The sequence below is a fragment of the Dehalococcoidia bacterium genome (assembly GCA_003597995.1).
Lineage (GTDB): Bacteria > Chloroflexota > Dehalococcoidia > Dehalococcoidales > UBA1222 > SURF-27.
In genome coordinates, this window is the sequence record QZJY01000070.1 from 1 (window position 1) to 23,269 (window position 23,269).

19 protein-coding genes, 1 tRNA gene and 2 pseudogenes are annotated in these 23,269 nt (G+C 54.0%); 7 read left to right on the top strand and 15 right to left on the bottom strand.

Translation table 11 applies throughout. The features are described 5' to 3' along the window. Nucleotides 1-223: 223 nt before the first annotated feature. The 9 genes from C4542_09015 to C4542_09055 form a co-directional block, all read right to left on the bottom strand. Entirely contained in the window at nucleotides 224-478 is a 255-nt protein-coding gene (locus C4542_09015; protein ID RJO60429.1) for a hypothetical protein, read from the bottom strand. 611 nt (nucleotides 479-1,089) lie between these two features. After that, a complete protein-coding gene (locus tag C4542_09020; GenBank protein RJO60430.1) occupies nucleotides 1,090-2,103 on the bottom strand; it encodes a hypothetical protein in 1,014 nt (337 codons plus the stop codon). Nucleotides 2,104-2,154: 51 nt separating this feature from the next. Continuing rightward, nucleotides 2,155-2,949, bottom strand: coding sequence for a hypothetical protein (locus C4542_09025; GenBank protein RJO60431.1), 795 nt, complete (start codon nucleotides 2,947-2,949; stop codon nucleotides 2,155-2,157). A 110-nt stretch (nucleotides 2,950-3,059) separates the two neighbouring features. Continuing rightward, complete coding sequence (locus C4542_09030; protein RJO60432.1) at nucleotides 3,060-4,250, bottom strand: hypothetical protein; 1,191 nt, start codon at nucleotides 4,248-4,250, stop codon at nucleotides 3,060-3,062. 98 nt (nucleotides 4,251-4,348) lie between these two features. Then, on the bottom strand, nucleotides 4,349-4,540 hold the full coding sequence (locus C4542_09035; protein ID RJO60433.1) for a hypothetical protein: 192 nt from the start codon (nucleotides 4,538-4,540) through the stop codon (nucleotides 4,349-4,351). A 13-nt stretch (nucleotides 4,541-4,553) separates the two neighbouring features. Continuing rightward, complete coding sequence (locus C4542_09040; protein RJO60434.1) at nucleotides 4,554-4,880, bottom strand: hypothetical protein; 327 nt, start codon at nucleotides 4,878-4,880, stop codon at nucleotides 4,554-4,556. Nucleotides 4,881-5,859: 979 nt separating this feature from the next. Beyond that, on the bottom strand, nucleotides 5,860-6,459 hold the full coding sequence (locus tag C4542_09045; protein ID RJO60435.1) for a hypothetical protein: 600 nt from the start codon (nucleotides 6,457-6,459) through the stop codon (nucleotides 5,860-5,862). 438 nt (nucleotides 6,460-6,897) lie between these two features. Then, a complete protein-coding gene (locus C4542_09050) occupies nucleotides 6,898-7,401 on the bottom strand; it encodes a hypothetical protein (GenBank protein RJO60436.1) in 504 nt (167 codons plus the stop codon). Then, on the bottom strand, nucleotides 7,376-8,080 hold the full coding sequence (locus C4542_09055; GenBank protein ID RJO60437.1) for an integrase: 705 nt from the start codon (nucleotides 8,078-8,080) through the stop codon (nucleotides 7,376-7,378). The genes C4542_09050 and C4542_09055 overlap by 26 nt, the downstream gene beginning before the upstream one ends. Nucleotides 8,081-8,381: 301 nt before the next feature. On the opposite strand from C4542_09055, the gene C4542_09060 reads away from it, so the two are divergent. The 3 genes and pseudogenes from C4542_09060 (at nucleotide 8,382) to C4542_09070 (ending at nucleotide 10,397) form a co-directional block, all read left to right on the top strand. Further along, nucleotides 8,382-9,284, top strand: coding sequence for a hypothetical protein (locus C4542_09060; protein RJO60438.1), 903 nt, complete (start codon nucleotides 8,382-8,384; stop codon nucleotides 9,282-9,284). 48 nt (nucleotides 9,285-9,332) lie between these two features. Then, a pseudogene (locus tag C4542_09065) lies at nucleotides 9,333-9,779 on the top strand (recombinase family protein). 387 nt (nucleotides 9,780-10,166) lie between these two features. Then, nucleotides 10,167-10,397, top strand: a pseudogene (locus C4542_09070) (recombinase family protein). A 485-nt stretch (nucleotides 10,398-10,882) separates the two neighbouring features. Here the strand turns inward: C4542_09070 and C4542_09075 are convergent. Continuing rightward, nucleotides 10,883-10,958 (bottom strand) — tRNA-Ala (locus tag C4542_09075). 151 nt (nucleotides 10,959-11,109) lie between these two features. Between C4542_09075 and C4542_09080 the strand changes: the two genes are divergently transcribed. Beyond that, on the top strand, nucleotides 11,110-11,322 hold the full coding sequence (locus tag C4542_09080) for a hypothetical protein (protein ID RJO60439.1): 213 nt from the start codon (nucleotides 11,110-11,112) through the stop codon (nucleotides 11,320-11,322). Here the strand turns inward: C4542_09080 and C4542_09085 are convergent, their stop codons facing one another. Continuing rightward, nucleotides 11,323-12,807: a cysteine--tRNA ligase gene (locus C4542_09085; protein RJO60440.1), complete on the bottom strand. Its 1,485-nt coding sequence runs from the start codon at nucleotides 12,805-12,807 to the stop codon at nucleotides 11,323-11,325. 60 nt (nucleotides 12,808-12,867) lie between these two features. Between C4542_09085 and C4542_09090 the strand changes: the two genes are divergently transcribed. Next, the gene (locus C4542_09090) at nucleotides 12,868-13,164 is read left to right on the top strand and encodes a hypothetical protein (GenBank protein RJO60441.1); all 297 of its coding nucleotides are present in this window, start codon (nucleotides 12,868-12,870) and stop codon (nucleotides 13,162-13,164) included. Between the two features lie 367 nt (nucleotides 13,165-13,531). Here the strand turns inward: C4542_09090 and C4542_09095 are convergent, their stop codons facing one another. The 4 genes from C4542_09095 to C4542_09110 form a co-directional block, all read right to left on the bottom strand. Then, on the bottom strand, nucleotides 13,532-14,005 hold the full coding sequence (locus C4542_09095; GenBank protein RJO60442.1) for a 2-C-methyl-D-erythritol 2,4-cyclodiphosphate synthase: 474 nt from the start codon (nucleotides 14,003-14,005) through the stop codon (nucleotides 13,532-13,534). A 1-nt stretch (nucleotide 14,006) separates the two neighbouring features. Beyond that, nucleotides 14,007-14,693: a 2-C-methyl-D-erythritol 4-phosphate cytidylyltransferase gene (gene ispD, locus C4542_09100; GenBank protein RJO60443.1), complete on the bottom strand. Its 687-nt coding sequence runs from the start codon at nucleotides 14,691-14,693 to the stop codon at nucleotides 14,007-14,009. Nucleotides 14,694-14,843: 150 nt separating this feature from the next. Further along, entirely contained in the window at nucleotides 14,844-16,235 is a 1,392-nt protein-coding gene (gene radA, locus C4542_09105) for a DNA repair protein RadA (GenBank protein RJO60444.1), read from the bottom strand. 329 nt (nucleotides 16,236-16,564) lie between these two features. Next, nucleotides 16,565-19,048: an ATP-dependent Clp protease ATP-binding subunit gene (locus tag C4542_09110; GenBank protein ID RJO60445.1), complete on the bottom strand. Its 2,484-nt coding sequence runs from the start codon at nucleotides 19,046-19,048 to the stop codon at nucleotides 16,565-16,567. A 247-nt stretch (nucleotides 19,049-19,295) separates the two neighbouring features. Here C4542_09110 and C4542_09115 point away from each other — a divergent pair, with 247 nt between their 5' ends. Both C4542_09115 and C4542_09120 read left to right on the top strand, forming a co-directional pair. Beyond that, nucleotides 19,296-22,526 carry a hypothetical protein gene (locus C4542_09115; protein RJO60446.1) on the top strand — a complete coding sequence of 1,077 codons (3,231 nt, stop codon included), beginning with the start codon at nucleotides 19,296-19,298 and terminating at the stop codon, nucleotides 22,524-22,526. A gap of 467 nt (nucleotides 22,527-22,993) precedes the next feature. Then, the gene (locus tag C4542_09120) at nucleotides 22,994-23,266 is read left to right on the top strand and encodes a hypothetical protein (GenBank protein ID RJO60447.1); all 273 of its coding nucleotides are present in this window, start codon (nucleotides 22,994-22,996) and stop codon (nucleotides 23,264-23,266) included. Nucleotides 23,267-23,269: the final 3 nt, after the last annotated feature.

Sequence of the window (23,269 nt, forward strand, 5' to 3'; positions counted from 1 at the left end):
GCTTCTCATGGCAGGTCCCTTTCTTGCCCTTATTATAGGACACTCGATCCTGCCAAACCCACCAAACCTCAAGCGTCCAGTCTCAGGGGTTCACTCCAAGACTATCTCTCTTAGTTAAGAGAAAAGCAAGACTACTCTCTTGTTTAAGAGAATACAGGAGATTAGTCTTGGCTAAGATAGAGCAAGCATTCGAGCTGTTCGATAAAGGATTCTCGTAGCGGACTTACGGTTTGTGCTCAGCATTTCGTTCATTTTCCGGCCCGGATTTCAACTTACGCACCGCCCAGAACAACTCCCAGCTACGCTTGAGGTTTATCCAGGCCTCGCGACGCAGGAGTATGACGAGGTGGCGTTGGGGGCCGGTTGCCTCTATCATCTTGACCTGTCTTTGAATCCTTTCTATTGACCGCCACAGGCTCTCCGCCTTCTGTGCTACCGGCGTTACGGGGCTTTCCCGATTTGTCTGTTTCATCATCATACCGGTCCTCTTTCCGTAGTTAATAAAGCGCTGGGATTATTACAAGTATCTCGGCTATCGTTTTAGCGGGATCAATTTTAGCGGCTGATTTGGATGGGATTTTATCGGATACTTCTTGAAAAATACTTTTTAGCTTTAGTTTTCTATACTGCCATAGCTACCTGGCGTGGATTTCCAGGGTTTCCTTATCTGTCCGGCTTGGATTTACTTTTCTCCGTATCTGGCTTCTCCCATTATCGGTTTTTCCTGAGCTTGGCTGTTGTGCCTTTCTCATATTATTCCTCTTAGAATATGGAGCTATTCCAATAAAATCTACGTATATTTGCAGTTGCAGTAAAACTGCAGTCTTTCCTAAAATCGGCTACGATTTTGGACTGCACTGCAAATTGTAAAATACTTCACAAGAAGAAAACTGCACAGGAAGGCCGCAAGAAGATAGTCTTGCATAATTTATCAAGAATAAAATCCCCCTCCTTCTTGAGTTAAAAAACGCTGGTAGGTGTCCTGACCTCGTGTTTTCTCTTGAAATGTTTCTACTTGTGGGTAGGCATCGAATAGTTAGCCCGGCCCGGAGAAATGGAGCGACCCAAACTCCGGGCCGGAACCTACCTTTAACCCGCAGTTGCCTGCGGGGGAGGCAGCGCTACCTGGGATCTGACCCGGCACACCGGGCACAGCCTTCTATGGATCTTCTCATGGGAGAAGCTGTCTGCCGCTCGGCGAGCCTGGAGTATTGCCATCGGGTTGGTGAGTATGTGACTAGCGCCCCAGGTAATCAGATTGTATAAATCATAAGCGGTTTCGGGTGGTTCTTCAAGAGCGTGCTCTTCGATGGCCTGGGCCACATCACCGGAGATCCGCGCTTCTTTCAGGAGAGCCGCCAGCAATCCGGCGCGGTCGGCTGGAGAGATAGGTTGGCGGGTCATCTCCCGCCACTGGTTCAGGATACGATCTACTCCCCGGTAAGCCTTCTTAACCGATGAGTTAAACCATGGTAAGAAGCCGCCGTCACCGCCGCCACTTCCTTTGAATTCGGCCAGCTTCTCAAAGCTGGAGGCACCGTTCAAGCAGAACCATCGCTTGATGTAGCTGGTCACCGAGGGAATGACGATGTTGATGGGCGAGAAGAGGATGGTGGCGCCGGCTGAGGCCGGGTCACCTACCACCACCTCCTGGCGCCGTTCGGTTACCACATCCACCATGACGGCGAATTTGTCGTCGTAGGGGATCACGCGGTCGAAATCGGCCCCGGGGATAAGGCGCTCCAAGGCCTTCATCACCTTCTCCGGGTCGATATAGCGGTATTCCTCAGCTTTGGCAAAGCCTGTCACCCTGCTATCCTGCATTATGATGGTGAAAGAGCCTTTCTTCTGCAGGAGCTCGCCGGTTAGCGAGGCGTAGGTGTTGGGTGTAAGGTCTTTGCGGTAAGAGTCTGGGATATGGGCAAAGGCTGAGAGCTGCTCGATGCCTTTGTCAGTCACTTCCAACTGATGCCCGCCATTGCCCGGCTTGAGCCAGACGATATCGGGCTCGAGGAACAGCTTCGTTTTGGGAGTGGCGGTGATGACCCTGGTTTTAAGATTGCAGACGGATTCAACTTTCTTGAGTGCTTCATCTCGATTCATATTTTCTCCTTTCCTTTTTTGTTGCGAAGGTACTTACTGATTTGATGAGGTTTAGCTTTTGACCACCTCCTTCTTTAAGGATTCTTTGCTTGACAGGTCCTGGAAAAGGCAGGATAGCTCCTCGTTCCAGTAGGCTGGCGGCTTGTTCCTGAAGGTCACGAAGCGGAAGTCACTCATGTCGAGGGCAATGGTGGTGCTCTTGGCCAGCTTCTTGAGTCTCTCGGAGCATTCTTTCCAGGGTCTGCCGCCTCTTAGTTCCTGGAAGAAGTCAAAGGCCCGCATGGAGAAGTCGGCTATTTCCTCCCGCTCGAACAGCTGATGGGCATAGGTGGGCTGCTTCCAGTGTATCTGGTCCACCTCGTGCACAATCCCGATATCGAGTTTCCTCGAATGGTGAGAGATGAATACTATGGTCTGGTGGCGCTGGCGGGATATGGCGATGAGGTTATCCAGTTCAATGGCGCCGGAGGACTGAGTTCGGCGGGCATGGGCCGATTGGGCCGCTTCATCGTAGATTATCACGCCTCCCTTGGGCCACTGTTCGCGCCGTTCGACTATCTTCATCCATCCCGGCATCAGGGCCTGCAGCTTTTTACGTGCTTTCTCCGGTACGTTGGGCAGATGAAGCACCGCCGGGGCCTTGTGCGTTTTGTGCAATGTCTCAGCGATAGCGTGGGCTTCCACGCTCTTGCCCATACCCCTTTCGCCCATCAGCAGGATGACGCCGGGATAGGGCACGAACTTCAGCATGGTGGTCTCCACCGGTGCGTTGAGCAACACACGGGCGTACTTATCCTCATGCTGCTTGCGCCACTGCTTGAGCTTGTCTTGCCAGCTTTTGGTCATTGACACCTCCTTTAATCAGATTTAACCAATAGGGGCCAGCGGGAAACCCGATGGCCCCTACCAAGGCTATTCCGACGAGCAGAGAAAATCGTTCAGGGCTATAAGTGTCTTTAGACTGCGACTGTTGTTTCAGCCCCCTGGTGGGTCTCGGCGGTTATCCTTTCCGCTTCGGCCACAGCAGCCGCGGTATCGTTGGACTGAGAGGGAGTGGACGACGTTTCCGGCGTCTTCTCCGCCCATTCCGCCACAAACATCGGCATGACGACATGCGCCTCCCCCTTTGACTTGAAGACAAGAGGTTTGTTTCCTTCCTTCCAGCGCAAGACCACCCGGCCGTCCGGCAACTGGTTCATGATGTCGGCCAGATATTTCGGATTGACCGCCACCTTTACCTTACCCTTCACCGGTATTTCCGCCCTGGTCCAGCAATCATCATCCACGGTATACAGGGTGAGCTTTGCGCCCCTACTGAACAGGCGGATAGGATGATTATCGGGGTTACAAACCTGAATTAACCTCAGGGCTGATTTCATATCTGCATTATCAAAACTGACTACCCTGCCATTTGTAGGAATGAGCTTTTCCCAATCTGGGTAGTTTCCCTGGACGGCCCTTGTTATTAAGAGACGCTCGGCGTCCTCAAACTGGACTAGCGTGTTGGCGTTACCGCCAGTTTTCACAATGCGTGCGTTAACCTTAACCTTGCCGGGGAAGATATCCCGGATAATCTGGCAGGCCCGGTTCTGGATTATGGCTTCCGGCAGTTTGCCGCTAGCTTTAAGCGTGGCCTGAGCCAGACGGAAGCCGTCGGCGGCCACCAGGCGGTTGCCGTCCATGTAAACCCCGGCTAGAACCGGCCTGTAATCCTCCTTAGTAGCGGCATAAGCCACATGGCCCAGAGCGGGTGAAAGACCGGCCACCGTAGCCGCCCGGCTCATTATCCGCCTAGGCAAGGGCGGATAGTCCCTGACGTTCCAGGCCTGAAGATCGGTCGACACTTTTCCGGCCTCTACCTTTACCTGCTTGGCCACCAGACTGATAACGACGCTTTCGATAGCCAGGGCCTTCAGGAAGGCCACCAGCTTTTTCGTCTGGCATAGCGCCTCGCCTGGCCTTATGATTTTAGCCTTCACCCGCCGCACCAGCGCGGTGTCCAGGTCAGTGCCGGCCACCATTAGGTATCCCTCTTTGGCCTGAAAAAGGGTGCAAGACCAAATAGGCAAGGTCGGTCTACTCGGGACGACCTTGTTTATGTCCCCCAGGAGACCCAGCAGCTTGAGACGGTTTACTGTTAGTTTCATGCTTTCCTCTCCTTCGATTTTTGATTGGGGTATTAATCACCCCCTCTAAACAAAATGAGGCCTGCGAGTTTTTTTTCGCAGGCCTCTATTCGTCTAACCTATCCGGCGATCTTGACGGCGCAGACGATCTGATACTTCTGGCCGGTCTCGTCCCGGGCCTGGCCGAAGATGGAGGCCTTGCCGGTGCTAGTCTGTTTCTCCCATGCGTTCAGGATGATGAGCTGCTTGACCGGTGAGCGAGGGCAGGGAGCCTTGACCTTGTTTTCCTTTTTGTTCGTAATAACTGCCATGTAATCCCCCTTCTTATGCGCCTACTGTCCGCAGGACGCACTTTTTGAACTCCTTGATCTGGTCACGGCTGAAGCCGTCGCAATAGGTGTCCAGATTGATGGTTTTAGCTTTGGGTAGCTTGGTGGGGTCACGCTTGAGCTGGATAGGGTGAAGGCGGCTGTCGAACGGAGACTTGACCAAGCCGACCACGAAGCCCTTATAGGTCAGGAATTTCGAAGGCTCGGTCTTAGCTTTGCTCCTATCGGATTGAATTTTCTCGAAGCAAACCTTGCAATAATTGCCGTTGCCGTTGATGGGCCGTACATCGCAGATAGGACATTTAACCTTCGGTTTGGTCATAGGTCACCCCCTTATTTACTTTTTGACATCATCCCCGCCCTCAAACCGGGGAGGCTTGAGGGCAGTCATCATGCCAAAAGGCACGAATTTACCCCTGGTCATGACAGGGGCACTGTGCCATGCCTAAACAAAATTGGAGGTTTAGAATACGATTACCCGATGCGTGTTTAACGCTCGAATACTCGCATAGTCGGTTAAGGGCAAAAGGCTTGCTTACTGCCTCGACCAGCAACGCCGGACGTAACCCGAACTAAGCCCGCAGAGCCTCTAGCGAGGGTGCAGGTAGATTACACCTGGCGCAAACGCTGGCTGTCCCTCGTACTCTTGAGAGTGGGGTAAGCCACCACAGCCGTGCTATGCGCTACGGTAAAAGAACCGACCCACCAACTAAGGCATGGTGGCACAGTTATCCCCGTCCCCGGTCTTTTACCACCACCGGCAGTGGTCCCTGGGTATTAGTCCCCCAGGGCCTGGACCGCAGATTTAGGGCTGCGGTTCCCACCGCATTCATGCCTTATGGCAACCATCAGCGGTGATAGGCTACGGGCTTGAGCGCCTTATCCCCATGCCGCCGTTGTCCGTGAACACCTTGAGCCGTAGTTCAGCCGGTAGCGCGGGTTCGGTCTAGCGGTGTGTTAAAGCCTTAGCGTGAAGGCATGCGTGCCCCGTCCTGAGACCAGCCCGGGAGGGCGCATGCTCGTTTTCGGCCTTAACCTTAAGGCTAGGGTGAGCGCGGTATCTCTTAAATGGGGAGCAGGCTCCCCAGATTGAGAACGTGGGAGAATAGAGGCCATTGCCGACTTGCTATTCTCTTATTTGAATTAAGAGCGAAGCTAGCTTGTAGCTTCAACCCTTACACTATGGCTATTCCGAATGCTTTGGAATTTCGTTCTAGATAGGAAAAAGAATAATGGCTAGCTTTAAAGCTAGCCATTATTCAATTACATTATGGCTATTCCGATTGGATTTAACTTTCGTTCTAGCAGCTTTGCGCTAAAGCTAAAATAGATTTAGCTTTCGGTGTTCTAGTGAAATTGTAGATTGCCTTGCGCTCAATGTTAGTCAGCGCCTTGCCAGATAGTCTTTTAGCCACGAGTGGCTTAATATTATCTGGCAGCTTCTGCCAGATATTCGAGGCGTCAATATTTGAGCATTCACGGGCCTCAAACTCGCAATCCCCGACCAGCAATTCTGAAGCTCGAATTTCGTTGCCATCATCATCTTGAATGGAGATGTCATAGCTTTGAAGTGTTGTCTTGTGTTCTCTATACCATGAGTCAAGCCAGTTTTTCCAATCGCAACGAGCTATCGAATAGGCATTGATTTCAGATTGGGGATTAGCCTCATAACATCTGGTGACCAATTCCTGGAATAAATCCTCGCGTTCTGCTTTCGGGCACTTGCTGGAGAATACATAGGCCGCCGTTAAAGCCATTTTTGAGGACTTGTCCAGCTTTTTGAGTATTGAGATATAGGCCTCGATTTTACTGGTAAAATCTTGTCCTTCAATGGGCATGTTTTTAACCAGCATTTTGGCTATATCCCTTAAAGTTACCTTGACCATTTTTGAATTTAACATTTTTTCGCTCCATTTTTTATTTTGATTTAGAAATGTTAAATCCAATAGGAAATAGCTTCGATATTCAGTTTTTAAGGTGCAACAATCTACCTATAGCATGTAACAAAAGGAGCGATTGTACATGATCAGAATGAACCTACATTTACGTGGTCGGCAGTTCCTAGCTTTGGGAAGATAAGAAAATGCCTTGAGGCTAAAAGGGGCTAAATCACACAAAGCGTAGTGCCATTACAGAGGTCTAATGGCCGAGGTACAACTACAGCGCTTGCCAGGGGCAGAGTGACTGCACTTTACGTTTAATGGCCGATGGAATTGTGCAATGGTAAGAGGGGAGAGTGATTACCTTGTCTCAGTGTCTTCGAAAGCTCGTACAGGCGCCATGAAGTCTCAGAAAGGGGCTGAAGGCACGGTTAGGGGGTTGGGGGGTTGCAGGTTAAATTATAGACTTCGTTGGGGATTAGCCCAGGAGAAGCCCGGGGCGGCTATGCCTGCGGCAGTCAGCCTAAAATACTTTCGGGGCTGGCCTGAGGGATAGTTATCCTGGAAGGCAGACGGCTCTTCACGCCCTGTGGCCTCTACCCAACCCAATCTTTGCAGCATGGAGAAGTAGACCACAAAGGAATGATAGCGGCAGCCGTGGGACTTGTAAGGCATGCGGTGAGCATAGCGGTCCGCGAGCGTCTGTATGTTTTCGGGATTAATAGGCCGCTTTTCTTTCTTGGCCTGCTTTTCTTCATTCCTGATGGCTCTATCCATAGCCGTTTCTCTGATGAGCGCCATCTTGTAGTCATAGAAAATATCCGCTTGGCAGGCTCCGGTGGACGAGTCTATCGCCTTTGAGGCGTAAGGGCCGTTTCCCGCCAGGTACTCCCTGATAAACCAGGCGCAACCGAAAGGCCGGAGGAAACCACCACGTCTAGGCCTTATGAGCTCCCGTGTCATGTTCCTCCCATAACCCGTCGTACCAGCGTTTGAGTTCTTCCCCTGCGACCTTGCGGTAGCGGGCGGTAGTGTTGAAGCTCTGGTGACCTAAATGCTCTTGGAGCATCCTGAGCCCATCTCCCGAGTCGTCGTGCTTTACGGCATTTACGGCAAAGGCATCTCTCAATTTGTGAGGGCTGACATGGTGCATCTTCCCGGTGGTGGGATTTAAGAGCTGAGGAAAACCCGCTCTTTCGGCGCATTCTTTAACGATCTGCCAGGCCCGGCCTCGGTTAATACCAAAAAGGAGTTCCTTATCGTTCTTAATTACCAAACCGCCCTTTTTTACATACTTTTTAAAAAGATTGAGTGTCTCACCATCAAGAGGAACCACCCGGTACCGCTTTTCTTCCTGCTTTACCTTCTCCGCCTCTGTAACCATCTTTCCACACTTAGGGCAGTATTGATGCGCTCTCCCCAATCTGGTCTTACAAGAAGGACAGAAGAGGCGGCTTCGGCACTTTAAGTGCCTGATGGTCACCGTGCCTGATGTAAAGTCGATATCCTTTATCTCAATGGATAAGGCTTCGCTTACCCGGCAACCCAGATGGAATAAGAGGCGGATAAGGAGTTTATCCCTGGTGTTGCCCGCTGCTTCTGTAAGCTTCGTCACGTCTGCTATTTCAAGGTAGGCTTTCATGCTCATCATCTCTGCGACTTGTTTTACCGGTTTTATCTTTAAGCCGCTTATTATCTCTCAGGTAGGCCTCGGCGATGATACCGGCAAGTATCTTTAAGCCCGCATTGAACTCCTCGCTCTCAGGCCCTCTATTCTCTTCTCTCGCCTTGCTATCCTGCACGCTATCAGGTTAACACGCTCCCGCCAAGATTGCACAACAATAAATATTGTATATTACCTATTGACAAAAGCATTAAATAGCAATATAATGCATATAAACAAGCCAGCATAAATCTGAAATGGCAAGAGAAAGAGGAATTTTATGCCTCGTAAATACAGTGCCGATGACCGGGCGAAATGGCTCAGCCTTTCCGAGAAAGGTAAATCCGAGTCTTATATTGCTAACTACTACAAAAAGGACCTCCGTACCATAAAATCGGGAATAATCCAAGCAAGACGCGAGCAAGAATCTAGGGAAGCCCGCATCGGTCTTATCCGGGATGCTCTCAAGAAGCACCAGGAAAGACTATTGGAATATCTCAATATACTTGAACGCTCCTTTGAGCTCCCGTCCGTTGAATTGGAGCCCCTCTCCTGGTACCCTCAAGAAGAGAACTCTGTTTTCTTAGAGAAGAAAGAGGCCAGAGAACGCTTTAAGAAGGGAAGGCCTACGGAGGACGAAGGTAAACCCTCTATGCTTAGGCAGCACCTCAGGAATAATCGCCTCTGGCGAGCCATTGCCCTATGGAATGAATCTTACACCGAGCATATGCTTACCCGCCTGGAGCTTCAGTATAAGACCATCTCCCTCATTAGGGAGAAGACGGGTCTGCCCGTGCTGGCGGATTCTCAAGCCAAAGAGCCGCCTTTTGTCTACAGCTATAATGCCTGTCATGTTTTATACAAGTATGCCCTAAGCTTTGCTATCTCCGGAAAAAGTGACGCGGAGCTATGCGAGAGGATCCATGCCGATAATAGCCGCCACTGGGTGGTGTTGGATGTGGGGACCATCATGGCTGAACTTCAAGGTAATGAGGATAAGTACCGTTCTCTTATTCTTCAAGCTTATCAAGAGCTCAAGAAGGCGCCAGAGCTGGAAGCGGTAATTACAGCCTATAGAACGCTTGAGAAACTTGCTCCACCCCTAAAAGATGTAATTTCTGATTATCTGGCGCTTGGCTTATTACCGGGAACTTGCTCCGTCTGTGAACGCATCGGAACCTAGTGAACCAGGGGATAGGGAATGCAGGGTAAGTGAACGAGGAGGAATGAAATGAAGGCAGCTTTGTACGCTAGGGTATCATCTGACGCCCAGGATACGGTATTATCCCTTTCGGCCCAGCTACGGGCCTTAAGGGAATATGCGCAAAAGAACGGCTATGAGGTAGCCCAAGAGTTTGTGGATGAGGCGGAGAGTGGGCGCTCTACCGACCGTCCGGCCTTTAAAGAGATGATCGCCTTCGCTAGAGCCAAACACCTACCCTTTGAAGCCATCCTTGTCTGGAAGCTGAACCGCTTTGCTAGGAGTAGGGCTGATTCTGTAACCTACAAAATGCTCCTAAAGAAACAGGGTATCACGGTCATCTCCATAAACGAGCCCGTGGATGATTCACCGACCGGGCATCTTCTGGAAGGTATCATCGAGTCGATTGATGAGTTTTACTCTTCGAATATGGGCCAGGACATCATGCGCGGTATGAGGGAGAATGCCCAGCGGGGTTTCTTCAACGGTTCAAGACCGCCCTATGGCCTACGCCGGGTGCCCTTTCAGGACGGTGCTAAGACGAGAAATAAGTTAGAACCTGACAAAGAGGATGCTGAATCGGTACAGACAGTTCGACGCATGTTTGGCATGGCTATGAAAGACATAGGCTGTAAGGAAATCGCTAAAGCTCTCAATCGCGAGGGCATCAAGACCTCTACCGGGCAACTCTGGGGCAAAACAACGGTATATAAGGTGCTGACCAATGAGGCATACTGTGGCACCCTTGTCTGGGGTGACCGTGTAGGGCACTTAGCGGCCAAAGGCAGCTGCCGTCCGGTGAGGGTCGAGAATGCATGGCCAGCCATCATCGACAAAGAGACTTTTATTGAGCTTCAGAGAAGGATGACGCTTAAAAGGCCTAATACCACTCATCCCCGAACTGTACCCAGCTTCTATCTATTGAGTGGGTTTCTCTTCTGTTCTTGTGGCCACGCCATGATCGGCCGCAGTGCCAAGTCCCACCAGTACTACTACTACATGTGCAACGAAGGTTTAAAGAAGGGGAATGATGCTTGTGGTGCCAGAGCCCTTCCCAAGGACAAGCTAGAGCAACTGGTTATCGACCAGGTCAAGAACAAGATACTAGATCAGGAGTCGTTGGAGAAATTGGTTGAACTTGTGAACCAGGAGCTTGATTCAAGCCATGATGTGCTCCGAGACAGGCTAGATGCCTTCGATGCCGAGTTGAATGATGTTAGAACTAGATTATCAAAGCTGTACGATGCTCTCGAAACGGGGAGGATTAGCTTGGAAGACTTAGCTCCACGAATTAGAGAGTTGCGCCTGCGCCAAGATGAAATAAGCAAGAAAAGACTGGAAACGGAGGTTGAAGGAGTTGCCCAGGGAGTGAAGCAAGTGGATGCTAAAACCATTCAATCCTACGCTGAGGACCTGAAGATACTTCTCGAACAAGCCAACATCGCCGAGAGTAAGGCTTTCCTCCGCTCGTTTATCAAACGAGTTGAGGTGGATGGAGACCAGGCATCCATCTTTTACAATCTGCCAATTCCGTCCAACGGAGAGAATAGGTCAGCAACAGTTCTGCCTATGGTTACCTTTGGTGGAGCCGGGGGGATTCGAACCCCCTACCTTTTGACTGCCAGTCAAACGTTCTCCCGAGTGAACTACGGCCCCAAAAGACAGAACTAAATTTAACACAAATTGGCCTGGCTTGCAAGGTTGATTGCATCAAAGCCTGATGCCCTGAAGCGTCACGGATAGTTGAATGCGGCTCGCCGATGTCCTATACTTTTGTTGGCAATCCCGTCAAGGAGGTAAGCCTCAGATGACCAAGGCACTTAAAGAATTGATTATCGTTTTTCTGGTTGGAGCGGGGACGCTTACCCTCCTGTGGGGATTTCTCTACCAGAAAAACACGTCCATCGTACCCGGCCAGGTAACGACGGTCAGCCAAATCATGTGGAGCGCTGTAGGAGCGGGGGCCGGCCTCATTGTCGTGGGGGCTTTACTGGGGTTCTTTCTCAAGCCAGCCAAATAGCTAGCGCTTGACCTTCCACGCTGTGCCGCCGACGGCATCCTCAATAATGATGCCTATGGACTCCAGTCGCTTGCGAATATCGTCAGCCTGCTGGTATTGCTTAGCGTTACGAAGCAGATGGCGAGCCGTTATAGTCCCGCTTATGTTCTCCGTTATTTCCTCATCATTGATATCAGAGTCGTGAAGCCCGGACTCAATTTCTGGAAGAAGGTTCTCGAATTTAGTCCAAGCAGCTTCGGTTATGGTCTGGCTGGCTGTCTCCGGCGAAGGTTTCGGCACGAATCCAGCCAGTTCGGATTTCGATAAACTCAACCCCAGCACCCCGCCAAGCTCTTTGAGCAGCTCCTGTCCGGCGGAGACATCATAACCCTCATCCCGCAGGCGGTTTAGCTCGCGTATCATATCGAAAAGCAAGGCCAGCGCCTGGGGGGTATTGAAGTCGTCGTCCATCGCCTCTATGAAGCGCTGGCGGTAAGAGATGGGGTCGAAGTCCCCCTTTTTCCCTCCAGACGTGCTCGACTCAAGGGCCTGGCGCAGCCTGTCGGCGCCTTTTTCCGCTGCCTCCAGCGCTTCTGGCGTGTAGGTCAGCGGGCTGCGGTAGTGCGAGCCCAGCACGAAGATGCGGATGGCGTCGCTGGAGTACTTCGCCAGAGCCTCCTTGATGCTGATGATGTTGCCCAGGCTTTTGCTCATTTTCTCTTCGCCGAGCCGCAGCAGGCCATTGTGCATCCAGTATTTAACGAAGGGCTTCTTACCGGTAAAGGCCTCCGACTGGGCGATTTCGTTCTCGTGGTGCGGGAAGATGAGGTCCGCACCGCCCCCGTGTATGTCCAGCGTCTCACCCAGGTATTTGAGCGTCATGGCGCTGCACTCGATGTGCCAGCCCGGCCTGCCTTCTCCCCAGGGGCTGTCCCAGGCGGGCTCGCCCGGTTTGGCCGCCTTCCACATGACGAAATCCATGGGGTTTTCTTTTTCATCGCCCGGCTCGATGCGCGCTCCGGCCATCATCTGGTCGAGCGTGCGGTGCGCCAGTTTGCCGTAGTCGTCCAGTTTGGTGACGCGGAAATAAACGCTGCCCCCGGCGGGATAGGCGTAGCCTTTGTCCACTAACCCCTGCACTATCTCTATTATCTTGGGTACTTCCTGGGTGGCGCGGGGGTACAGATCCATGCGGCTGACGTTGAGGGCGTCCATGTCGCGCATAAACTCGGCCATGTTCTTCTCGGCCAGCTCGGAGATGCTCACGCCCAGCGCGGCGGCCTTGTTGATTATCTTGTCGTCGATATCGGTGAAATTTTGAACGGCCTTGACCTTATAGCCGCGGAACTTGAGGTAGCGGCGGATGGCGTCGAAGTTGATATAGCTCATGGCATGGCCGATGTGCGCCTCGGACTGCGGCGTGATGCCGCAGACGTACATCTTGACCTCGTCGCCCTGGGGGATGAACTCCTCTTTTTGGCCGGAGAGGGTGCTGGTGATTTTCATTTGAAGGTTATTATATCAGGATGGGGTGGAAAAAGGCGATATGCGTGCCACTCCTCCTCCTTGAGGAACTACCCCTCACTCCTTCGACAAGCTCAGGACAAGTTCTTATCTCTCCCCCAAGGGGCGAGAGGAAAGAAGGGGATTGCCACGCTCACTTCGCTCGCTCGCAATGACACGCTTTTCATCCTGATTCTTCAAGGGAGCAGCCACGGCCATTCGTTTTCGTTTTTTATGGGGGCTTTTTTTCCGGAAACGACTGAATCCAGTTTTAGCTTTGGTCTGCGACAACCCAGGCACGAGGGTCGTCTCCTTGAAATGACGATTGGTTTTTCCTTTAGCTTTGATTCGTTTTTTTGACGCCGCGCATGAAATGTTCGTTAGCGGTTTTTCGTTCCAGCGCCCACGCATGGAAATTGGTATCCAAACCGAAGTTTTCGGTACTCGTTCCGTGTTTTCAGGCACTGCGAAAAACGAATGGGATTCGAATAAAGGGGCTCTTAATTTGTTAAGGGACGGGGGAAGAAATATGTTAGCATGCAGAGACGAAAAAGGACATAGATAATTGTCATGTCTTTACCGGAGGACATGGCGCGTTGTGTTTTGTTGCGGGCGAGGCATGCCTCGCCCCTACATCGGCGGGCAAGGAGCCGTGGCTCTGCGTAACACAAGAGAGGTGGGGGAAAATCCCCTTTAATCCCCCTTTCGCCAAAGGGGGGGAACTCATTTACGCTTTCTCAATGGCCGCTATCGCCCAGGCAACCATGCCCTCCTCGCGGCCCACGAAGCCCAGTTGTTCCGAGGTGCTGGCCTGAATGCCGATGTCGCCAACCGGGCATCCGAGAGCTCCCGCTATCGCAGCGCGCATGGCGTCGATATGCGGGGCGAGTTTGGGCTGCTCAGCCACGATGGTAGCATCGACATTTCCGACTTTATAACCTGCCTTCTTGAGCATCTGGCCGACTTTGCCAAGCAGGATGAGGCTCGAAACACCTTTATACTGCGGGTCGCCAGGCGGGAAGTGCCTGCCGATGTCTCCCAGCGCCGCCGCCCCCAGCAGGGCATCCATGACGGCGTGGGTAAGCACGTCGGCGTCACTCCAGCCGATGAGGCCCTGATGGTGGGGAATCTTGACGCCGCCTAAAACCAGCGGCACAGCAGGGGCCAGACGGTGGACGTCGTAACCCAGACCGATACGCATGTTAGCCCTCCTTCCTCAGCCACAGGGCTTCGACCAGATTCAAGTCGGCCGGCGTGGTCAACTTGATATTGTCATAAGCACCCATATAGAGCTTGACGCGAATTCCGATGGCTTCCACCAGCGCGGCGTCGTCGGTGACGTCGCCCGACGCTTTATCATATCCCTCTTTAATTATATCAAAACGAAAAACCTGCGGCGTCTGCACGGCCCACAGGCGCGAGCGGTTTAGCGTCTCCTTGACATAACCGCCTTCATCCACCAGCTTGACGGTGTCGATTACGGGCACGGCGGCTACAGCCGCGCCGGTCTCCTGGGCGGCCTCCAGTCCCCTGGTGATGAGTTCCGCCCCGACCAGAGGGCGGGCGCCGTCGTGGATGACCACCCACTTGCAGGCCGGCAGGGTTTTAAGGCCGGATTCAACCGAGTCCTGACGGCGTACTCCACCCGGAACGACCTTCGCCAGTTTGGACAGGTTTTTGCCGGCGAGCAGGTGCTTGCCACGCGCCACGTTGTCCTGATTGAGCACGATAACGAAGTAGTCGATGTAGGGGGAATCCTCAAAAACGCGGGCAACGCGCTCCAGAACGGAGGTGCCGCCCAGAGGGGCGAATATCTTGTCGATGCCCCCCATGCGCTCCCCGCGTCCGGCGGCTACGATTATGGCGCCGACTTTTTGAGACTTAAACATTGTCTGTCATATTCCTATAGCTCGACTTCGCCCGGGGGACAAGCGGGCACAGCATGCTGTGCCCCTACTTTTTTTTTGGGCGAGGCATGCCTCGCCCCTACAAAATCCATTTCCTCTCCATTGCGGGGAGAGGATGAAAGGTGAGGGTGGCTACCCATTTTCCTCTCCCTGAATTTTCTCTTTCCCCACCAGCCCCAGCCTCACCGCCTCGCGCAGGGTGCTTACGGGCACGGGTTCGATGTCAGTAACATGTAAGTTGCGCATGCCGGAGCGCGGAACAAGGCATTTTTTGAAACCAAGTCGGGCGGCCTCGGCCAAACGTCTTTCGAGCTGTGGCACTGCCCTGATTTCTCCCGACAGCCCCACCTCGCCCACCGCCGCCATCTCGGCATCCACAGGCTGGTCTTTGAAGCTGGAAACTATAGCGAGGGCAATGGCCAGGTCGGCGGCGGGCTCGTCTATCTGTATGCCGCCGGTGACGTTGACGATGATGTCCTGGTTGCTCAGCCTGAGTCCCAGCCTACGGCTGAGCACGGCGGTGATGAGCAACAACCTGCCAAAATCCACGCCGTTGGCGGTGCGGCGGGGTAGGCCAAAGCTGGTTAAGCTCGTCAGCGCCTGCACAACAACAAGCAGGGGTCTACTGCCCTCCAGAGTCGCGGTGACTACTGAGCCGATGGAATCGCCCTGGCGCTGCGATAAAAAGAGTTGGGAAGGATTGTCCACCTCTACCAATCCCTTTTCCTTCATCTCGAAGATGCCCACCTCGTTGGTAGAGCCGAAGCGGTTTTTGACAGCCCTCAGTAGGCGATAGGAACTGAAGGGCTCGCCCTCGAAGTAGAGCACGGAATCAACAATGTGCTCCAGCACGCGCGGCCCGGCGATAGCACCGTCTTTGGTGACGTGGCCGGTGATGAAAACGGGCGTCTGGGTCTGCTTAGCCCAGCGCATAAGCCGGAGGGTGCATTCGCGCACCTGAGTGATGCTGCCGGAGGAGGTATCCAATTCCGGCAGAAAGACGGACTGGATGGAGTCCACGATTGCCAAGCAGGGCTTGAGCCTGTCGAGGTGCTCGATGATGCTGTCGAGGTTGGTCTCGGCGAGGAGATATAATCGCTCGCCGGATATGCTCAGTCGTTTGGCTCGGAGTCTGGTCTGGTGCAGCGTTTCCTCGCCGCTGACATAGGCTACGGTACCTCTTGTCGATGCCAAGTGAGAGGCCACCTGTAAAAGAAGGGTGGATTTGCCTATGCCGGGTTCTCCGCCGATGAGCACCAGCGAACCGGGGACCAGCCCGCCGCCCAGCACGCGGGAAAGCTCGGCGATGTCCACCGCCCAGCGCTCCTCGGTTGTCACTTCTACTTTGGATAGTTCCTGGGGGATGCTGAGGGGGGCTGAAGCCGCCATCTGATTGCTGGACACCGCCTTGATGGTCTGTTCGGCAAAGCTGTTCCACGCGGAGCAGGCGGGGCACTGTCCCATCCAGCGCAGGCTTTCCTTGCCGCATTCTTTGCATACGAAGACGATTTTTGATTTAGCCACGTGTTGACTTTAGCCGATTTAAGCATGGAACGCAAGGTCTTAAATACGAAATCCGAATATCGAAATACGAAATAGATGGAGAAGGAAGAGTGTTATTATCGCTTTGGTATTTCCAAATGGAAGGAAGAAATGTCCGGGATTGCCACGTCGTCCCGCCACGGCGGGCGGACTCCTTGCAATGGTAAAAACATAGAATTGATTATGCCGTCAGACTATTCGGTAGAGATTGCTTCGTCCCGACGGTATCGGGACTCGCAACGACGTCATAAGAAAAAGAGAGGGAGCGAAAGCTCCCTCTCTTCTATATTCTATCTAAGTCTAACTTAGGATTACTCGGCTTCGCTGCCGGAGAGGGCCGGTTCAGCCGCCTTCTTAACCTCGATGGCCAGTTCCTCACCGCTTGCGGCCAGGTCGATTACCACGGTATCGCCCTCGCGGAAACCGGCGCGCAGCAGTTCTTCGGACAACCTGTTCTCAATAAGGTCCTGGATGGTGCGGCGCAGAGGCCGCGCGCCGAAGACCTCGTCATAGCCCTTCTTGCCCAACAGGTCCTTGGCAGTTTCGGTGACCTCCAGCGTAATGCCTTTTTCTGCAAGCTGCTTGGTGACGGAGACAAGCATGAGGTCCACTATCTGGCGTATCTGTTCCTTCTCCAGCGGGTGGAAGACCACCACTCCGTCCACACGGTTGATAAACTCCGGCCGGAAGGTCTTTTTCAGTTCGCCCAGCAGGTTCTCTTTCATGCGGTCGTAGGACTTCTGCTGCACCTTGCTCTCATCGCTGCGCGAGACGAATCCCAGCGTGTTACCCTTGCGGATAAGCTCGGCGCCGATGTTGCTGGTCATGATGACGATGCTGTTGCGGAAGTCCACCTTGCGCCCCTTGGCGTCGGTCAGGTGGCCGTCGTCGAATATCTGCAGCAGGATGTTGAAAACATCCGGGTGGGCTTTTTCAATTTCGTCCAGCAGGATGAGGCAGTAGCTCTTGCGCCGCACGGCCTCGGTAAGCTGTCCGCCCTCTTCGAAGCCGACGTAGCCGGGAGGCGCGCCTACCAGGCGGGAAACAGCGAATTTCTCCATGAACTCCGACATATCGATGCGGATGAGCGAGTTTTCATTGCCGAACATGAACTCTGCGAGCGCACGGGCCAGCTCGGTCTTGCCCACACCGGTGGGGCCGAGGAACATGAAGGTGCCGATGGGATGGCGCGGGTCTTTAAGGCCGGCGCGAGCGCGTCTTACAGACTTTGAAATGGTGTCGATGGCCTCGTCCTGGCCGATAATGCGCTTGTGCAGGGCTTCTTCCATGTGCAACAGGCGGCTGGTCTCCTCGTCGGCGATCTGCACCACCGGGATGCCGGTCCACATGGCCACCACCTCGGCGATGTCCTCTTTTTTAACCTCGGGCTTGCCCTGCCCCTGGCGGGCCTGCCACTCGCCCTCGATGCCTTTTATCGCTTCTTCTATCTGCAGCTCCTGCTGGCGCTTTTCTGCCGCCAGGTCGTACTGCTGACTGGCTAGAGCCACCTCTTTTTCCTTGCGCAGTTTGAGTTCTTCCTCTTTGCGCTCGCGCAGAGCGGCGGGCTTGCTGCGGTGGCGAATCCTCACGCGGGAAGAAGCCTCGTCTATAAGGTCGATGGCTTTGTCGGGCAGGAAGCGGTCGGGGACATAGCGCGAGGCGAAATCCACGGCCACTTTGAGCGCTTCGTCCGAAATGGTAAGCTGGTGGTGTTCCTCGTAGCGCGTCTTGATGCCGCGCAATATCTGCAAGGCGTCCTCTAGCGAAGGCTCCTCGACCAGCACCGGCTGGAAGCGGCGCTCCAGGGCCGGGTCGCGCTCGATGTACTTGCGGTAATCGTCCAGCGTGGTGGCGCCGATGCACTGCAGTTCGCCGCGGGCGAGAGCCGGCTTGAGGATGTTGGCGGCATCCACTGCTCCCTCCGCCGCGCCCGCGCCTACCAGCGTGTGGAACTCGTCGATGAAAAGGATACAGTTGCCGGCCACGCGAAGCTCTTCCAGCACCTTCTTGAGGCGCTCTTCGAACTCGCCGCGGTACTTGGTGCCGGCCACTACTGAGGCCATGTCGAGCGATACGACGCGCTTGTTTTCCAGCGTTTCAAATACGTCGCCGGAGACGATGCGGTGAGCCAACCCCTCGACGATGGCGGTCTTGCCCACGCCGGGCTCGCCGATGAGTGCCGGGTTATTCTTGGTGCGGCGCGACAGTATTTGTATGACGCGCTCGATTTCTTTGCTGCGCCCGATGACCGGGTCCAAGCGTCCGGCGCGTGCTTCAGCCGTCAGGTCGCGCGCCACCTGGTCCAAGGTAGGCGTCTTGCTGGGGGACTTGGCGGCGCGGCTCTTGTTGGCATTCTGGCTGAGGAAACGCGTGATTTCGGCGCGCGCCTTCTCCAGCGTTACGCTGAAGCTGTCCAGCACACCGGCGGCCACGCCGTCGGCTTCGCGCAGCAGGCCGAGCAGCAGATGCTCGGTGCCGATGTAGTTATGTCCCATCTGGCGGGCTTCGTCGATGGCCAGCTCAATAACGCGCTTGGCACGGGTAGTCAAACCGGTACCGGCAGAAGTGACCTTTTCGCCGGGGCCGATGACGTACTCCACGGCTGAACGCATCTTGGGCAGGCTGACGCCCATGTTTATCAACACGCGGGCGGCCACACCTTCCTCCTCTTTAACCAGGCCTAACAGGATGTGCTCGGTGCCTATGTAGTTGTGGTTGAGGCGCTGAGCTTCTTCCTGAGCCAGGCTGAGAACGCGGCGGGCTCTTTCTGAGAACTTATCAAATCGGCTGGCCATATATCTACCTCACAGGGGGCTGCGATTGGCATCACAGATACAATGTATTATACGTCAACTTTGCTCAGGCGTCAAAGCTCAAACCTCATAAAATCTACTATGGAATTAAAGATTGCCGCGTGCGCCATAGGCTGAGAAGGAAGAATATCATATTTTTCCCATCCCGGGCCTGTCTCAGCAGGTGTTATGACCATTAGTACTTTTAGTACTTGTTTTAACCCCAAATAGCTATTATAATGAAAAACGCATGGAAACGTCTGATCTGGAGTTCGCCACTAAATGTCTTGTTCCCAAAAAAGGGGAGCATGTCATTGTGCGGCGCCGTCTTATCGATCTGTTGCACAGGAAGATCGACAAGCGGGTACAAACGCTGTCTGCTCCGGCGGGCTACGGTAAGACGACGCTGCTGATAGACTTTGCCGGAGAACTGGAAGCGCCGGTGTGCTGGTATTCGCTGGACGCTTCGGACCAGGACGCGTCCCTGCTGATTGAAGGCATCGTCCATTCCATCCGCCGCAGCTTTCCCGAATTCGGACAGGCCACACTCGGTCGCCTGGCAGCTTCCAGAGACGCCACCCAGGAGATACGAGCGCTGGCGGGGACACTCAGCGGCGAGATGTACGAGACTATTCCCGACTTCTTCGTGCTGGTGCTGGATGATTACCATAGCGTAGAAGACAGCCCCGCGGCCCGGGAAATGCTCAACCTGCTTATCGAACGGGCTCCGGAAAACTGCCATATCGTGATGGCCAGCCGCACGCCGGTGAACCTGCCCGCGCTGCACAAGCTCAAACTGCAGGAGGCTGCATCCAGCCTTGCCACGGCAGACCTGGCCTTCGCTCCAGCCGAGATAAAAGACTTGCTTGGCAAACACCACGGGCTGAACCTCACAGAACAGGAGGCCGGCACGCTGGCCGAGGGGACTGAGGGCTGGATTGTCGGCATACTGCTGAGCAGCTACAGCCTGCGCAGCGGCAAACCCAGCGAAGAGGTATTCAGTCTGTCGCATGAAGACGTTTTCCGTTACCTGGGGGCGGAGGTATATCTCAAGCAGACTCCTGAAGTGCGGGAATTCCTTCTCGGTTCGAGTACGTTGGAAAGCATGAACCCGGCTAGTTGTGATGCCCTGCTGCAGCAGAAGGGTTCACACGCATTACTCAAAGATATAGAAAAGAGGAGTCTTTTCATCCAGTGCATAGACGACAAAAAGTCGTGCTTCCGCTATCATGCTTTATTCCGCGAGTTCCTGCAGAAGACGCTCCTTGTGGAAAACCGAGAACTGTTTACATCTCTCCACTCGCAGGCTGCCCTGTCCGCTGAAAAAGACTGCCGCTGGCAGGATGCCATCGGGCACTACCTGACGGCCGGCCTTTACACTCAAGCGCAGTTATTGATCGCCCGAGTGGGGCAGGAGTATCTGAAGTCCGGCAAGTGGAGCACGGTAGCCAAGTGGATAGAGGCGCTGCCGGAGAATGCGCGGGCGGACGACCATGACTTAGTGCTGCTTTATGCACAGAGCCTGATACACCTGGGAGAAAACGGCAGAGCGGCTCGGTTCTTGACGAAAGCACTGTCACAAACCTCGGACGATGCCGACTGGCTCTTCCGCTCGATGGCTTTTAGCTGGCGTTCGGCAGCCTTGCGCATCACCGGCCATTTCACCGAGGCCAGGAACGATATCGAACAGGCTATTGCCTTGCTTAATTCTCACAACGGCTCCCCGGACGCCCTGGGCGACGCTTACAGACGATTGGGTACTATAAGTGCGGAACAGGGAGAATTCCAAATCGCGCTGAACCAGTTCAACCGTGCCTTAGAACTTTTTTCATCCTTACTGGATGTGGGACAAATGGCTGATGTTCACAATTCAATAGGCGTATTGCACAAACGTCTCGGCCAGTTGAACCAGGCCTTTACCCATTTCGAACGAGCGCGCGAGGGCTGGCTGGAAACGAAGAACTACGGTGCGCTGGCCGTGACGCTGGTCAATGTGGGTTATGCCTATCAACGTTTCGGCCAGTACTCTCTGGCGCTGGATACCATGGAAGCCGGGATTGAAAAAGCACGCATGACGGGGTACCGCAGGGCCGAGGCCTGCCTTTTAATCGGCAAAGCAGAAATCCTGCGCGACTTCGACCGCTACGATGAAGCCCTGGATTCATATAACCAGAGTCTGGATATCGCGCGGGAGGTAATGGAGTCCTACTACGTCATATGTGCCAAGGCTGGGCTCGGTGAGACCTATCGCTTGCTGGGGGATACCGACAAGGCTGAAGTATTGCTAAAAGAGGCCGTATCGCAGGCTGATTCCCAGGGGCAGGGCTACGAGTCAGCCCTATTCACCACTCAACTTGGCGTCATCGAGTACGAGCGCGGCCACTATGCGGAAGCGAACAGCATTTTGAAAGGCGTGTGCTTAAAACTAGAAACCATCGGCGATAAGGACGGCCTGGCCAAGGCCTGTTTCCATTTGGCCCAGGCCGCCTTCCTGGAGAAGAAGTACGCGGATGCGGTGTCGTATTTGAAACGAGCTTCAAGCCTGGCCGACGAGCTGGACTACGGCGCCTTCTTGGCTATAGAAGGAAGAAAGGCCGTCCTGCTTATGGAATACGCCGTGGCGGAAGGTATATCAGTTGAGCGCTTTACCCGCACCGTAGAGAAAATTAAACTGCACCGCCTTGAAATCGATCGACTCAGCCGCGCAGGTAGCCACGCAGGGGCGCCCAGGAAGCCGGAAATCGAAGCCCGGGCTCTGGGAGAGTCCGGCGTATCTCTTGACGGGCAGCCTATATCAGAGCCGCAGTGGCGCAGCGTGAGGGCCAAGGAGATACTTTTCTTCCTACTCTCGTCGGACGGGGCTCAAACCCGGGAAAATATCACCGCCGCTGTTTGGCCGGACCTTTCGCCGGCCAAGGCCGCCAGCAATTTCCACATAAACCTGTACCGTTTACGCCGGGCACTGCATCCGCGCATCATCACCATGGAACAGGGGCGTTACCTCATCAACCCCAATCTGGAAATCTGGTTCGACGCGCTCGAATTCGAAAAGCTGGTAAAGGCCTCGGACAATGCTGGTTTAAGCGACGCCGAGCTTGTTCCCAATCTGGAGAATGCCCTCTCGCTGTACAAGGGACAGTTCCTGACCGATATCTACAGCGACTGGGCGGCGGAGAAACGCCAGGAGCTGGAAAACGGGTATGTCAAGGCCTTGATGCTGCTGGCGCGGCTTTCCAGTAACCGCGGCCAGCATTACCGGGCTGTCGGCCTCCTGGAAAAACTGCTAACGATTGAGCCTTACCAGGACGAGATATATTGCCACCTTATCGAGGAGCACCTGGCAATGGGCAACGACCTGGCGGCTTCCGGCCTCTATAAACGCTATGTCGAGACGGTGGCGCGGGAAATGGACTGTGTGCCCTCCGCCCGCATGCGCGGTCTATACAAACGTATCCTGACCGGCGGTGTTAACAACAACTGAAGTCCGGTTTCTACGCGGTTATGGAAGGGCATACTAATAAAAAGTATGCCCTTTTTACGTTTGGTAAGAGTTTGGTAAGAGGTCGTATGTTAGCATCTCCCCAACATCGGCGTACAGCCGGTGAAATTGGGAGGAGAACACAATGTTAAACCGTTTATTCAGCGCCGCAATTCAGCACAGGAATACCCTTAAGCTGCTGCGCGTGGCCGCCGTCCTGGCCGTGCTTGCCGTCTCCCTGGCCGTTCCTTCTCTGGTAAGCGCTTCCGGGGCTGATGGATTTGGCCCGTAGTCTCCGTTGCACCTTCAGGGAGGGGCCTTTGCACTGTTTGCTTGAACAAGGCTCCTCTCTCCTGTGTGGAACTCCAAGCGAGAAAGTCAACAAACCGAATAGAACCATCTTGTTTGTACAAATATGCTCTTGATGATGGGAATGCTTTTGATTAACTGGCAACGGATGGGTGGCGAACATGACAGAGCGCGTTAAGTATGAAGTATTCGTTATTTGCCCCGATTGCGGCTATCGCAAGCACTACTTCAAAGACCAGAAGCGTTTCGATACAAAGTGCTGGGGATGCGGACGGCCTTTCGGCGGAGAAGACCTGCCGATGACGGCGCGCAACTACGAAACCAAACGTAAAGACGAGAGGGTGGAGTGGCTGCGGCGCAACTTCGAAACGGCCGACCGGCATAACCTGGGAGCGGATATCGGGATGGTGGTTATCAGCCACGCACTGCCGTGACCC